The organism is Pseudomonas sp. P4_B4, assembly GCF_056402255.1.
In genome coordinates, this window is sequence record NZ_JBFUHS010000019.1 from 69,093 (window position 1) to 83,633 (window position 14,541).

Sequence of the window (14,541 nt, forward strand, 5' to 3'; positions counted from 1 at the left end):
TGTGAGAGTTCAATGATGCGTTTTCACTGCCTGTGGGTTATCGGCTGTTTGTGGTTTCCCTTGATGGGCTGGGCGGCCGTCGCGCCTCCGGCGCCCGTTGCCCAACTGTCCCCGAAACAGCAGCACTGGCTGGCGCAGCAGAGCGAGTTGCGGGTCGGCGTGGTGCTGCAGGCGCCCTATGCGCAATACGATCGTCGCTTGCAGCGCCTGTCCGGGGTGAACGTCGAGTTGATGAAGTGGCTGGCGAAAAACCTCAATGTCGAACTGAGCTGGCGCAATTTTTCTGACCTTGAACAATTGGAAGCCGCGGCCCGCGAGGGCGAGATCGACATCGCCCCGGGGCTGACCCAGACACCTGGCGGGCTGCGCCTCTGGCAGTTTTCAGACCCCTACATGCGGGTGCCGCAACTGGTGGTCAGCGACCAGAAAAGCGCTGGCGCTGTCGAGCTGGAAAAGCTCGATAGCCAGACCCGCGTCGCCGTGCGGATGCCCAGTGCCATTGCCGATTACCTGCGCGGCAACTACCCGCACCTGAATCTGCAAGGCGTACCGATGGAACGCCAGGCATTGCAATTATTGGTTGGCCAGCAGGCGGCTTATGCGGTGATCGATGAGGCGCAGCTGGGACGCTTGTCGGTCGAGCCGGAGTTCGCCGGGTTGGTGGTGGTGGGGGATGTCGGCCTGCCACAGCTGCTGCGGGTGGCCACGCTCCGCGACAAACCTGAACTGGCGGGCATCGTCGAAAGTGCATTGCGGGCGATCCCGGCCAAGGATCTGGAGCAACTGCACAATCAATGGCTGCAGCCCAAGTATCCGCGGCTCACCGAGTCTCCGGGGTTTTGGCAAAACCTCTGCCTGTTGCTGGCAGTGCTGACGTTGAGTTGCATGGCCATCGTGTTCTGGCAGCGTCGCCAGCAGCACAACCTGGAACAGCGCCTGCTGGCCGCGCAGGAAGACATCGCCTTGCGCGCCGCCAGCGAAGAGGCCTTGCGGCTCACCCAGTTTTCCATTGACCAGAGCACCGTCGGCATCCTCTGGGTCAACTGGGACAGCCATGTGCGCTACGCCAACCGCGCGGCGGAAAGCATGCTGGGCTATCCGGCCGGCGGGATCATCGATCGGCCCCTGATCGATTTCGAGCCTGGCCTGCACATGGACCGTTGGCTGAACCTGTGGAAGCGCGCCCGGGCCAGTGAAGATGGCCCGCAAAGCTTCGAATCCAATTGCGTGCGGGCCGATGGCAGCATCCTGCCGGCCGATGTCTCATTGAGTTTTCTGCGCTTTCGCGATGGCGAATACCTGGTGGTTTACCTCAACGATGTCACGGAGCGGCGTCGTGCCCTGGCGGCCTTGCAGGAAAGCGAGGCGCGGTTGCAAGGTATCGCCGCCAACGTTCCGGGACTGGTTTTCCGGCTGGAGCGGGCGCCGGTGACCGGTCAGATCGACTTTGCCTACATCAGCGAAGGCAGCGAAAGCCTGGTGGGTTACTCGCCGGCCACGCTGGCGCATCGCGATAAAGGCCTGCGCAGCCTCGTGCATCCTGATGACAAGGCCAGCTATCACCAGACCCAGGATCATGCGCTGGATACCGACAGCGACTGGTCGTGGCAGGGGCGAATCCTCACCCGTCAGGGCGAGCAGCGCTGGGCGGAAATCAAGGCCATCACCCGCCGGCTGGAAGACGGCGCCTATGTCTGGGACGGGATCGTCTGGGACATCAGCGAGAGCAAGCGCATCGAACTTGAACTGGCCAGCTCCCGGGAACAACTGCGTGAGTTGTCCGCGCACCTGGAAAGCGTGCGCGAGGAAGAAAAAGCGCGCATTGCCCGGGAAGTTCACGATGAACTGGGTCAGATGCTGACCGTGCTCAAGCTAGAAACCTCCATGTGCGAACTGGCTTACGCGCAACTTGATCCCGGTCTGAACGAGCGCTTGAACAGCATGAAGCGCTTGATCGCTCAGTTGTTTCAGTTGGTCCGCGATGTGGCCACGGCATTGCGACCGCCGATTCTCGACGCTGGCATCGCCTCGGCCATTGAGTGGCAGGCCCGCCGATTCGAGGCGCGCACGCAGATCCCGTGTCTGGTGCAGGTGCCGGACAATTTGCCAGTGCTCAGCGATGCGAAGGCAATCGGCCTGTTTCGAATCCTTCAGGAAGCGCTGACCAATGTCATGCGGCACGCCCAGGCGCATACTGTTGAACTGACACTGGCCCTTGAGGGCGACGAATTGTGTCTGACGGTCAGCGATGATGGCGTAGGATTTGTCGCCGCAGCTGGCAGGCCGACATCCTTTGGGGTGGTCGGCATGCGCGAGCGGGTGTTGATCATGGGCGGTGAGTTGTCGCTTGAGAGTGAGCCGGGTGAGGGCACGACCCTGAGTGTGCGAGTGCCGCTGGATGCAGCCTGATGTTTATCTATTGTTTGCTCGCGATAGATCTTGAACCTGGAGAAGAACGTGATCCGTGTACTGGTAGCCGAAGACCACACCATCGTTCGCGAAGGCATCAAGCAGTTGATCGGCCTGGCCAAGGACTTGTTGGTGGTGGGGGAAGCGAGCAATGGCGAGCAGTTGCTCGACACCTTGCGTCATGTGCCCTGCGAAGTGGTGTTGCTGGACATCTCCATGCCGGGCGTCAACGGCCTGGAAGCGATTCCGCGGATTCGCGCCCTGAACAATCCACCGGCGATCCTGGTGCTGTCGATGCACGACGAAGCGCAGATGGCCGCCCGGGCGTTGAAGGTGGGCGCTGCCGGTTATGCGACCAAGGACAGCGACCCGGCACTGTTGCTGACGGCCATTCGCAAAGTGGCGTCAGGCGGGCGTTATATCGACCCGGAACTGGCCGACCGCATGGTTTTCGAGGTCGGTCTTACCGACTCGCGTCCATTGCACTCGTTACTCTCCGAGCGCGAATTTTCCGTGTTCGAACGCCTGGCCCAGGGCGCCAACGTCAACGACATCGCCCAGCAACTGGCGCTGAGCAGCAAGACCATCAGTACCCACAAGGCGCGGCTGATGCAAAAGCTCAACATCACCTCGCTGGCGGAACTGGTGAAGTACGCGATGGAGCACAAGCTCCTCTAAACCACACCGAAACTCAATGTGGGTCCGGTGGTGGCATATCCATTTACGACAGCTCCAGATACCGCATGGGCTTGTTCTTGTGGCTTGTAGCTGACCCCTTGCCCCTGCGTTTGCCAAAACGCGCCATCCTTGTAGGGCAATCCCTACCCCCAGCCTTCCATCCGGCTTAGGGGAATCTCTCTTGCGCCCCGATTTGCGCGGTACCCAGCGTCCACTAGGCTTAGTCCCACAGCAGTCATCAATAACAAAGGTGTGGGTATGAGCCAGGTCGATTCAAGCGCAGGGGCCAATGATGTTCTGGTCAGCTTTCGTGGAGTGCAGAAGAGCTACGACGGCGAGAACCTGATCGTCAAGGACCTCAACCTGGACATTCGCAAAGGCGAATTCCTCACGTTGCTCGGGCCGTCCGGCTCCGGCAAGACCACCAGCCTGATGATGCTCGCTGGTTTCGAAACGCCGACCGCGGGCGAAATCCTGTTGGCCGGGCGCGCCATCAACAACGTGCCGCCGCACAAGCGCGACATCGGCATGGTGTTCCAGAACTACGCATTGTTCCCGCACATGACGGTGGCCGAGAACCTGGCTTTCCCGCTGACCGTACGCGGCATGAACAAGAGCGACGTCAGTGCCCGGGTCAAGCGCGTGCTGAGCATGGTCCAGCTCGATGCCTTCGCCCAGCGCTACCCTGCGCAGCTCTCCGGCGGTCAGCAACAGCGTGTGGCATTGGCCCGCGCGCTGGTGTTCGAGCCGCAACTGGTGCTGATGGACGAACCCCTCGGCGCACTCGACAAACAACTGCGTGAACACATGCAGATGGAGATCAAGCACCTGCACCAGCGCCTGGGCGTCACCGTGGTCTACGTGACCCACGATCAGGGCGAAGCCTTGACCATGTCCGACCGTGTGGCGGTGTTCCACCAAGGCGAAATCCAGCAGATCGCGCCACCGCGCACCCTCTACGAAGAGCCGAAAAACACCTTCGTCGCCAACTTCATTGGCGAGAACAACCGCCTCAATGGCCGACTGGTCAGCCAGAGCGGCGAGCGCTGCGTGGTTGAGCTTGGTCGCGGGGAAAAAGTCGAAGCGCTGGCGGTCAACATCGGCCAGACCGGCGAGCCGGTGACCCTGTCCATTCGTCCGGAGCGAGTGAGCCTCAATGGCTCCAGCGACCAATGCGTCAACCGCTTCTCCGGGCGAGTCGAGGAATTCATCTATCTGGGCGACCACGTCCGGGTTCGCATGGAAGTCTGCGGTAAGACCGACTTCTTCGTGAAACAGCCGATTGCCGAGCTTGATCCCTCGCTCGCCGTCGGCGACGTGGTACCGCTTGGCTGGCAGGTCGAGCACGTTCGCGCACTCGACCCACTTTTAGAGGCGCATTGATCGCCCCGGCAACACCAACACCAACCCTGCACGTGGAGAGAACAATAAATGTTGAGATCCCTGAAATTCACCGCTTTGGCACTGGGCATGATGGGCGCGGCACACGCAATGGCGGCCGGCCCGGACCTGACCGTGGTGTCCTTTGGTGGGGCGAACAAGGCGGCTCAGGTCAAAGCCTTCTACGCACCGTGGGAAGCGGCAGGCAACGGCAAGATCGTGGCCGGCGAGTACAACGGTGAAATGGCCAAGGTCAAGGCCATGGTTGACACCAAGAGCGTGTCCTGGGATCTGGTAGAGGTTGAATCGCCGGAACTGTCCCGTGGTTGCGACGAAGACATGTTCGAACAGCTTGATCCGAAGTTGTTCGGTAAGACCGAAGACTACGTCAAGGGCGCCATCCAGCCTTGCGGCGTGGGTTTCTTCGTGTGGTCGACCGTGCTGGCCTACAACGCCGACAAGCTGAAAACCGCACCGACCAGCTGGGTGGATTTCTGGGACACCAAGCAGTTCCCGGGCAAGCGTGGCCTGCGTAAAGGCGCCAAGTACACCCTGGAATTCGCACTGATGGCCGACGGCGTTGCGCCGAAAGACGTCTACAAAGTGCTGGCCGGCAAAGACGGTCAGGACCGCGCGTTCAAGAAGCTCGATGAGCTCAAGCCAAACATCCAGTGGTGGGAAGCCGGCGCACAACCGCCGCAATACCTCGCTTCCGGCGACGTGGTCATGAGCTCGGCCTACAACGGTCGTATCGCTGCCGTGCAGAAAGAAAGCAACCTGAAAGTCGTGTGGAACGGCGGTATCTACGACTTCGACGCATGGGCCATTCCAAAAGGTCTGGATGCCAAGCGCGCTGAAGCCGCGAAGAAGTTCATCGCCTACTCGGTGATGCCACAGCAGCAGAAGACCTACTCGGAAAACATCGCCTACGGCCCGGCAAACACCCAGGCTGTACCCCTGCTGACCAAGGATGTCCTGAAAGACATGCCGACTACCCCGGAAAACATCGCCAACCAGGTGCAGATCGACGTCAGCTTCTGGGCTGACAACGGCGAGCAACTGGAACAGCGCTTCAACGCCTGGGCTGCCAAGTAAGCAGAACCTTGTGATGGTGGGCTTGCCCCACCTGTGGGAGCGGGCTTGCTCGCGAAGACGGAGTGTCAGTCAACAGCGATGCTRAATGTGCTGACGCCTTCGCGAGCAAGCCCGCTCCCACAATAACGATCGAGGTGGTATTTCCACCTCTGTAACGATCAAAGATTCCCGGAGTACGTCATGGCTATCGCCGTTCCCCTGAACGAGGGCACCAGCCCCACCTTGAAGCAGCGGCTCAAGCATGCCGAGCGGGTCAACCGCTGGAAGGCCCAAGCGTTGATCGCACCGCTGGTGCTGTTTCTGTTGCTGGTGTTCCTGGTGCCGATCGTGGCGCTGCTCTACAAAAGCGTTGGCAACCCGGAAGTGGTCGGCGGCATGCCGCGTACCGTGACCGCCATCGCCAGTTGGGACGGCCGCGGCCTGCCCGCTGAACCGGTTTACAAAGCGGCGGCCGAAGACCTCGCCGACGCTCGCAAGAATCAGACCCTGGGCGATCTGTCCAAACGCCTGAACATGGAACTGGCCGGCTACCGTAGCCTGCTGACCAAAACTGCCCGCGCCTTGCCGCTCGCCACTGAACCTGCCTCCTATAAAGAAGCGCTGGAAGGTCTCGATGAGCGCTGGGGCGACCCGGCCTACTGGCAAGCGGTGCGCCGCAACACCAGCAACATTACCCCGTATTACCTGCTGGCGGCTGTCGATCACCGCATCGACGACCTCGGCGAAATCGCCCCGGCCACCCCGGACCAGGCGATCTACCTCGACATCTTCGCCCGCACCTTCTGGATGGGCCTGATCATCACCGTGATCTGCCTGGTGCTGGCGTATCCCCTGGCTTACCTGTTGGCGAACCTGCCATCACGGCAGAGCAACCTGCTGATGATCCTGGTGCTGTTGCCGTTCTGGACCTCGATCCTGGTACGGGTCGCGGCGTGGATCGTTTTGCTGCAATCGGGTGGCCTGATCAACAGCGGCCTGATGGCCATGGGCATCATCGATAAGCCGATCGAGCTGGTGTTCAACCGCGTCGGTGTCTACATCTCGATGGTGCACATCCTGCTGCCGTTCATGATCCTGCCGATCTACAGCGTGATGAAAGGCATCTCGCCGACCTACATGCGCGCCGCGATTTCCCTCGGCTGCCATCCGTTCGCCAGCTTCTGGCGGGTGTACTTCCCGCAGACCTATGCCGGTGTAGGCGCCGGTTGCCTGTTGGTGTTCATCCTCGCCATCGGCTACTACATCACCCCGGCATTGCTGGGCAGCCCGAACGACCAGATGGTCAGCTACTTCGTCGCCTTCTACACCAACACCAGCATCAACTGGGGTATGGCGACCGCACTCGGTGGGCTACTGTTGCTCGCGACGGTCGTGCTTTATCTGATTTACAGCTGGCTGGTGGGCGCGAGCCGCCTGCGCCTGAGCTAAGGGGAGAACGAAATGCTGAGTCCTTATATGTCGCCCATCGAACGGGTGTGGTTCTACAGCTTGCGGATTCTCTGCGGCTTGATTCTGTTGTTCCTGATCCTGCCGGTGCTGGTGATCATTCCGCTGTCGTTCAACTCGGGGAGTTTTCTGGTCTATCCGCTGCAAGGCTTTTCGCTGCACTGGTACCAGGACTTCTTTGCCTCGGCGGAATGGATGCGTTCGTTGAAGAACAGCATCATCGTGGCCCCGGCAGCGACGGTACTGGCGATGATCTTCGGCACGCTGGCGGCGATCGGCCTGACCCGAGGCGATTTCCCGGGCAAGCCGCTGGTGATGGCGCTAGTGATTTCGCCGATGGTGGTGCCGGTGGTGATCATTGGTGTGGCCAGTTACCTGACCTTCGCTCCACTGGGATTTGGCAACAGCTATACCTCGCTGATCGTCGTGCATGCCGTGCTCGGTGTCCCGTTTGTGATCATCACAGTGTCGGCGACCTTGCAGGGGTTCAACCAGAACCTGGTACGGGCTGCGGCAAGCCTGGGCGCTTCGCCGCTGACCACGTTCCGCCGGGTGACCTTGCCACTGATTGCGCCGGGCGTGATCTCCGGGGCGCTGTTTGCCTTTGCGACTTCGTTCGATGAAGTGGTGGTGACGCTGTTCCTTGCCGGCCCCGAACAAGCGACCCTGCCACGGCAGATGTTCAGCGGTATCCGCGAAAACCTCAGCCCGACCATCGCCGCCGCCGCGACGCTGCTGATTGCCTTCTCGGTGATCCTGTTGCTGACCCTGGAATGGCTGCGTGGGCGTAGCGAGAAACTGCGCACGGCGCAGGTTTAAGCCTTCACACCAATCAACTGTAGGAGCGAGCCTGCTCGCGATAGCGGACTTTCAGTCGACATCCATAGTGACTGTCAGTCCGTCTTCGCGAGCAGGCTCGCTCCTACATTGGATCTCCAGTGTCTGTTGGGTCATTCACGACCTGAATGGAAGACAACCCGAAATCCCCAGCTACTATTGTGCCCAGCTCCCCTACCTATAAGAGGCTGCGCACATGAGTCTTTCCTCTTTCAAAATCGCTCACAAACTGATCACCGGCGCAGGTGCCATCGAGCAACTGGCCGCCGAGCTGACACGCCTGGACATCGACAACCCGCTGATCGTCACCGATGCCGTCTTGGTCAAGTCCGGCACGGTAGAACTGGCCCTGGCACAGCTGGGCGAACGTAGTTACGAGATTTTCGACCGGGTACTGCCGGACCCGGAAATTGCCATCGTCGAAGATTGCATGCAGGTCTATCGCGACGGCGGGCATGACGGCTTGATCGGCCTCGGTGGCGGAAGTGCCATCGACATTGCCAAGAGCGTGGCGGCCTACGCCGGGTACCACGGTGCGCTGGAGGATTTGTTCGGTATTGATCAGGTCCCGCGCAAAGGCCCGCCGCTGATCGCCATCCCGACCACCGCCGGCACCGGCTCGGAAGTGACCAACGTCGCCATCCTTTCCGACAAGCTCGCGCAACTGAAGAAGGGCATTGTCAGCGACTACCTGTTGCCGGATGTGGCGCTGGTCAGTCCGCAAATGACCCTGACCTGTCCGCGCAGCGTCACGGCGGCCAGCGGCGTCGATGCGCTGGTGCATGCCATCGAGTCCTATCTGTCGGTCAACGCCTCGCCGATTACCGATGCCCTGGCCATCGGCGCCATCAAGTTGATCGCCAAGGCTTTGCCCAAGGCCTACGCCAACCCGTCGAACCTGCAAGCGCGCGAAGACATGGCCACTGCCAGCCTGATGGCCGGCATGGCGTTCGGCAATGCCGGGGTTGGCGCGGTGCATGCGCTGGCGTATCCGCTGGGCGGGCGTTTCAACATTGCCCATGGAGTCAGTAATGCCTTGTTACTGCCCCATGTCATGACCTGGAACAAGATGGCCTGCATCGAACGCATGCAGGATATCGCCGAGGCCATGGGCGTGAAGACCGCTCAATTGAGCATCAACGAAGCGGCCGACAAAGCCGTGCAAGCCATGTCCGAACTGTGTGCCGCTGTGGAAATTCCCCAGGGCCTGCGCAGCTTCGGTGTGCCCGAGGACGCCATCCCGTCCATGGCCGTGGAAGCGGCGGGGATCGAGCGCTTGATGCGCAACAATCCGCGCAAGTTGAGTGCCGTCGATATCGAAAAGATCTATCGCGCGGCGTACTAGAGCCTTTGCTGTTATTGGATGATGGCAAGGTCCAATCATCGCGCTCACGGTGCGCGCGTCAAAGCATGAGGTATACAATGCGCGCCATCGTGATTCTGCTCAGAAAAGGTGCGTCATGCAGCCCTTCGTAATTGCTCCGTCGATTCTCTCCGCCGACTTCGCCCGCCTGGGTGAAGAAGTGGACAACGTCCTGGCCGCCGGTGCCGACTTCGTGCACTTCGATGTCATGGACAACCACTACGTACCGAACCTGACCATCGGCCCGATGGTCTGTGCGGCGCTGCGCAAGTACGGCGTGACCGCGCCGATCGACGCGCACCTGATGGTCAGCCCGGTGGACCGCATCGTCGGCGACTTCATCGAAGCCGGCGCTACTTACATCACCTTCCACCCGGAAGCCACCCAGCACATCGACCGCTCCCTGCAATTGATCCGCGAAGGCGGCTGCAAGTCGGGCCTGGTGTTCAATCCGGCGACCCCGCTGGATGTGCTCAAGCACGTCATGGACAAGGTCGACATGATCCTGTTGATGAGCGTCAACCCGGGCTTCGGCGGGCAGAAGTTCATCCCCGGCACCCTCGACAAGCTGCGTGAAGTGCGGGCGCTGATCGATGCGTCGGGCCGTGACATTCGCCTGGAAATCGACGGCGGCGTGAACGTGAACAACATTCGCGAAATCGCTGCGGCTGGCGCTGACACCTTCGTCGCCGGCTCGGCCATCTTCAATGCGCCGAACTATCAGGAAGTCATCGACAAGATGCGTTCCGAACTGGCGCTGGCTCGCCCATGAGTGGCTTTGAGCAGTTGTTCCCGGGGCAACTGCCGCGGCTGGTGATGTTCGATCTGGACGGCACGTTGATCGATTCGGTCCCGGACCTGGCAGTGGCTGTGGACAAGATGCTGCTCAAACTCGGTCGTAAGCCCGCCGGTCTGGAAGCGGTACGTGAATGGGTCGGCAACGGCGCGCCGGTATTGGTGCGTCGTGCGCTGGCTGGCGCTATAGATCATTCGGCGGTCGATAACCACGAGGCCGAACGGGCGCTGGAGTATTTCATGCAGGCTTATGGCGAGAGCCATGAGTTGACGGTGGTGTATCCCGGCGTGCGCGACTTCCTCAAATGGCTGCAAAAGCAGGGCGTCGAGATGGCGCTGATCACCAACAAGCCGGAGCGTTTCGTCGCGCCGCTGCTGGATCAGATGAAAATCGGCCGTTACTTCCGCTGGATCATCGGCGGCGACACCCTGCCACAGAAAAAGCCCGATCCGGCCGCGCTGTTTTTCGTGATGAAAATGGCCAACATTCCGGCTTCGCAGTCGTTGTTTGTCGGCGATTCGCGCAGCGATGTGCTGGCGGCGAAAGCGGCGGGGGTCAAGTGCGTGGCCCTGAGCTACGGCTATAACCACGGTCGGCCAATTGCCGAAGAGTCGCCGGCGCTGGTGATCGACGACCTGCGCAAACTAATTCCCGGTTGCCTGGATCCGGCCGCTGAGATAACGTTGGCCGACGCTGTCAAACCCCCTTCTGGAAACGCCATCGTGGTGGTCACTCGCAAACTCTGGATGAAAGTCATCAAGGCCCTGGCCCGCTGGCGTTGGCGCGCCTGACTTGATTCTGGCCGGTTATCCGGCGCGTTTGCATACCTGACTGTTCGACCCTCAAGCCACGAGGCACCTCATGATCCGCGAAGAATTCCTGCGTTTGGCCGCTGCCGGCTACAACCGCATCCCGCTTGCCTGCGAAACCCTGGCCGACTTCGACACGCCCCTGTCGATCTACCTGAAGCTGGCCGACGAGCCCAATTCCTACTTGCTGGAGTCCGTACAGGGCGGCGAGAAGTGGGGCCGTTACTCGATCATCGGCTTGCCGTGCCGTACCGTGATGCGGGTTCACGATCATCATGTCAGCGTGACCGTCGATGGCGTCGAGACCGAAAGCCACGACGTGGAAGACCCGCTGGCCTTCGTCGAAACCTTCAAGGCTCGCTACAACGTTCCGACCATTGCCGGCCTGCCGCGCTTCAACGGCGGCCTGGTGGGTTACTTCGGTTATGACTGCGTGCGTTATGTGGAAAAGCGCTTGGGCAAATGCCCGAACCCGGACCCGCTGGGCGTACCGGACATTCTGCTGATGGTGTCCGACGCCGTGGTGGTGTTCGATAACCTGGCCGGCAAGATGCACGCCATCGTCCTGGCCGACCCGGCGCAGGAAGACGCCTTCGAACAAGGGCGCGCGCGCCTGGAGGAGTTGCTGGAAAAACTCCGTCAGCCGATCACCCCGCGCCGTGGCCTGGACTTCAGCAAGCAACAATCGGCTGACCCGGTGTTTCGCTCCAGCTTCACCCAGGACGATTACGAAAAAGCCGTCGACACCATCAAGGAATACATCCTGGCCGGTGACTGCATGCAGGTCGTGCCGTCACAGCGCATGTCGATCGACTTCAAGGCGGCGCCGATCGATCTGTACCGCGCGCTGCGCTGCTTCAACCCGACGCCTTACATGTACTTCTTCAACTTCGGCGACTTCCACGTCGTCGGCAGTTCGCCGGAAGTGCTGGTGCGGGTCGAAGACAACCTGATCACCGTGCGCCCGATTGCCGGCACCCGTCCGCGGGGCGCCAACGAAGAGGCCGACCTGGCGCTGGAAAAAGACCTGCTGTCGGACGACAAGGAAATCGCCGAACACTTGATGCTGATCGACCTCGGTCGCAACGACACCGGTCGCGTATCGGAAATCGGTTCGGTGAAGCTCACCGAGAAAATGGTCATCGAGCGTTACTCCAACGTGATGCACATTGTGTCCAACGTCACCGGGCAACTGAAAGCCGGGCTGACCGCCATGGACGCACTGCGGGCGATTCTGCCGGCGGGCACCTTGTCCGGCGCGCCGAAGATTCGCGCGATGGAAATCATCGACGAACTGGAGCCGGTCAAGCGTGGCGTCTACGGCGGTGCGGTCGGTTACTTCGCCTGGAACGGCAACATGGACACCGCCATTGCGATCCGCACGGCGGTGATCAAGAACGGCGAACTGCATGTGCAGGCCGGTGGCGGCATCGTCGCCGACTCGGTACCGGCGTTGGAATGGGAAGAAACCCTGAACAAGCGCCGCGCGATGTTCCGCGCCGTTGCCTTGGCTGAACAGACCCCGAACACCTGAGCTTACTTTTGACACAGTGGCAAAGGGCTTTTTGTGGCGAGGGAGCTTGCTCCCGCTGGCCTGCGAAGCAGGCCCCATCGACGACTGCTACGCAGCCGAGCGCGAGCAATAAGTGTTCACCAATAAAAAAACGCGGCGCCTGTGAGGGCGCCGCGTTTTTTATTGGCTGCACATCAGAAGTCCAGCGCAACACCTAGGTTGATGCCCTGTTGGGTGAAGTCGTCGTCCTTGCGAATGTTGTAGCTGGCGCGCAGTGCCAGGTCCCGGGTGAGGTTGTGGCTCACCCCCAGGTTCACACGCTGCAAGTGACTTTGCGGGGTGTAGCCTTCCAGCGTGAACTGGTTGTTCGGCAGGCTGTTGAGGTTGATACCCACGTCCTGAGTGTCGTCGTTGTACTCGCGCTCGATTGCCGCTTCGCCGAAAACCTGGGTTTGCGGGGTGATCTGGTATTTGCCCTGCAGGCCAGCGCCCAGACGCCGGGAAATACGCTCCTGATCAGCGAAGGTCAGCGCCGTGGAGTCGTTGCCGTCCTCCGAGTAACCATCGACTTGCACCTTGGAGAAGTCGGCGCTGACAAACGGCGACAGATGCCAAGGGCTGCTGGCTTGTTGCGCAATGTCGTAACCCACGCGTGCGCTGAAGGCTTCGACGTAGCCGCTGGTATCGCCTTTTTCGCCGCGTTCGTTGACGCCCAGCTGGAATTTACGCTTGAGGCTATCGTAATCCAGATGCCCGGCCGTCAGCGCCGCATCAGCCCACACACGGTTTTGCTGGTACTGGGCGAATGCCGTGCCCAGGTAAGTGTTTAGCTTGTAGTCGGAGTCGTTGTTGCCGGCTTCGAGTTTCTGGTTATAGAAACCGGCCACCAGACCAACACGCCAGGCATCGTCGAGACGGTAGCTGCTACCGATGTTCAGGTTGGCACCGTTACCGTCGGCGCTTGCCACGCTGTCCTGACCGTCAAAGTCCTGATGCTGTCCGCCGCCGGAAACAATGGCTCGCCATTGGCCGACGCCTTGCCAGTTTTCCCAATCGGCCAGCCACTGATTGCGCAATTCATCCTGATGCGCACGCACGGTGCCCTGGGCCATTTCTGGCAGCAAGGTCAACTCCCACGGCGCCGCCAGCAGGGAATACGCGTAATCGGCAATCAGGCGCTGCCCGGCTTCGGTGGGGTGCACCGAGTCGTTGTAGATCAGCTTGGTCGGGTCCGGCGTGGCGCTGTTGATGCCGTAGCGGGCGTTCTCGGTGCAGCCGCTGCCGCTGAAGCAGGTGGCGATGAGGTTCTGGTCGGTGGCCAGGCCAAACTGTGCCGGGTTGGCGAACGTCTCTTTGAGCAGTACCGGAATGTTGAGCGGGATGACTTCGGCATTGATGTTTTGCAGTCGGCTTACCAGTTCAGTGTTGAACTGGGCGCTGAGTTGGGACGTGAACGCTTGCAGCGGGGTGCCGTTGAACGCCGGGGTAAAGCCGATATCGGGCAGCAACCAGACCATGACGTATTTGGCACCGGCGGTTTGCAGCGTCTGCACGCTGTCAGCCAGGCGGTCGGCGGCGGCACTGGCCTGGGGCAGGCTGGTGACGCGACCTTGCAGGAAGTCGTTACCGCCACCCGACAGGTAATACAGTGCGTTCGGGTCGGCACGGAAGTTATTGGATGGAAGATAGCCGGCCCGGGTGCGTTCGCCGGTGGCGGAGGTGCTGGTAATCGAATCAAGAATCTGGTCGGTACGGTAGCCGCCTACAGCCCAGTTGTTACCATCAGGCAGGCCTTCGTTGACGCGAACTGCTGAAGCAGAGGATGCCGTCTGGTCCGGTGAAAACCCCAGTTTTCCACCCAGAATCTGTGTGGCGTTGAGCGAGCGGACTTCGCCGCTGCCATCCAGGTACACCGGCCCCGTCCGGTTGGTGAAGCGCTGCGTCGCCCCGGCAGGCCCGCCCGTGTCGGCAAAGGTCCCAGCGTCGTTAAGGCTGTCCCCGAAGACAATGAAGCTTGTATAAGGATTAGGTGCGGCGTTCGCCTGGGCGCATGCGATCGCGAGCAAGCATCCTGCGAGCGGTACAAACAACGACTGTTTGATCATGAGCAAGTCCGTTTATTTATTGTTGTAGTGAACGAAACGACAGTACCAAAAACTTTCGGCCTTTTGCCATCTGTCGCTAAGCCTTTGATAGTTTCGCGGGCAGCACCCCC

General features: G+C 60.8%; 11 protein-coding genes. 10 read left to right on the plus strand and 1 reads right to left on the minus strand.

Annotated elements, in window-relative coordinates; genetic code table 11:
- The first annotated feature begins 12 nt into the window (after positions 1 to 12).
- From AC1DVE_RS19915 to trpE, 10 genes are all read left to right on the plus strand, one after another.
- A complete protein-coding gene (locus AC1DVE_RS19915; protein ID WP_223460291.1) occupies positions 13 to 2,409 on the plus strand; it encodes a PAS domain-containing sensor histidine kinase in 2,397 nt (798 codons plus the stop codon).
- Positions 2,410 to 2,457: 48 nt separating this feature from the next.
- Entirely contained in the window at positions 2,458 to 3,087 is a 630-nt protein-coding gene (locus tag AC1DVE_RS19920; RefSeq protein ID WP_008051638.1) for a response regulator, read from the plus strand.
- Positions 3,088 to 3,345: 258 nt separating this feature from the next.
- Positions 3,346 to 4,470, plus strand: coding sequence for an ABC transporter ATP-binding protein (locus AC1DVE_RS19925; protein WP_223460289.1), 1,125 nt, complete (start codon positions 3,346 to 3,348; stop codon positions 4,468 to 4,470).
- Positions 4,471 to 4,518: 48 nt separating this feature from the next.
- Positions 4,519 to 5,562: an ABC transporter substrate-binding protein gene (locus AC1DVE_RS19930; RefSeq protein WP_223460287.1), complete on the plus strand. Its 1,044-nt coding sequence runs from the start codon at positions 4,519 to 4,521 to the stop codon at positions 5,560 to 5,562.
- A gap of 180 nt (positions 5,563 to 5,742) precedes the next feature.
- Positions 5,743 to 6,990, plus strand: a complete 1,248-nt coding sequence (locus AC1DVE_RS19935; RefSeq protein ID WP_223460285.1) for an ABC transporter permease — start codon at positions 5,743 to 5,745, stop codon at positions 6,988 to 6,990.
- A 12-nt stretch (positions 6,991 to 7,002) separates the two neighbouring features.
- Positions 7,003 to 7,827 carry an ABC transporter permease gene (locus AC1DVE_RS19940; RefSeq protein WP_046039496.1) on the plus strand — a complete coding sequence of 275 codons (825 nt, stop codon included), beginning with the start codon at positions 7,003 to 7,005 and terminating at the stop codon, positions 7,825 to 7,827.
- 214 nt (positions 7,828 to 8,041) lie between these two features.
- Positions 8,042 to 9,190 carry an iron-containing alcohol dehydrogenase gene (locus AC1DVE_RS19945; RefSeq protein WP_223460284.1) on the plus strand — a complete coding sequence of 383 codons (1,149 nt, stop codon included), beginning with the start codon at positions 8,042 to 8,044 and terminating at the stop codon, positions 9,188 to 9,190.
- Between the two features lie 115 nt (positions 9,191 to 9,305).
- Positions 9,306 to 9,980 carry a ribulose-phosphate 3-epimerase gene (gene rpe / locus AC1DVE_RS19950; RefSeq protein ID WP_150725211.1) on the plus strand — a complete coding sequence of 225 codons (675 nt, stop codon included), beginning with the start codon at positions 9,306 to 9,308 and terminating at the stop codon, positions 9,978 to 9,980.
- Positions 9,977 to 10,795: a phosphoglycolate phosphatase gene (locus AC1DVE_RS19955; RefSeq protein ID WP_007986028.1), complete on the plus strand. Its 819-nt coding sequence runs from the start codon at positions 9,977 to 9,979 to the stop codon at positions 10,793 to 10,795. Before rpe ends, AC1DVE_RS19955 begins: the two co-directional genes overlap by 4 nt.
- 70 nt (positions 10,796 to 10,865) lie before the next feature.
- Positions 10,866 to 12,347, plus strand: a complete 1,482-nt coding sequence (trpE, locus tag AC1DVE_RS19960; protein ID WP_223460282.1) for an anthranilate synthase component I — start codon at positions 10,866 to 10,868, stop codon at positions 12,345 to 12,347.
- A 173-nt stretch (positions 12,348 to 12,520) separates the two neighbouring features.
- On the opposite strand, the gene estP is transcribed toward trpE, so the two are convergent.
- Positions 12,521 to 14,431, minus strand: coding sequence for an esterase EstP (gene estP / locus AC1DVE_RS19965; protein ID WP_223460280.1), 1,911 nt, complete (start codon positions 14,429 to 14,431; stop codon positions 12,521 to 12,523).
- Positions 14,432 to 14,541 lie beyond the last annotated feature (110 nt).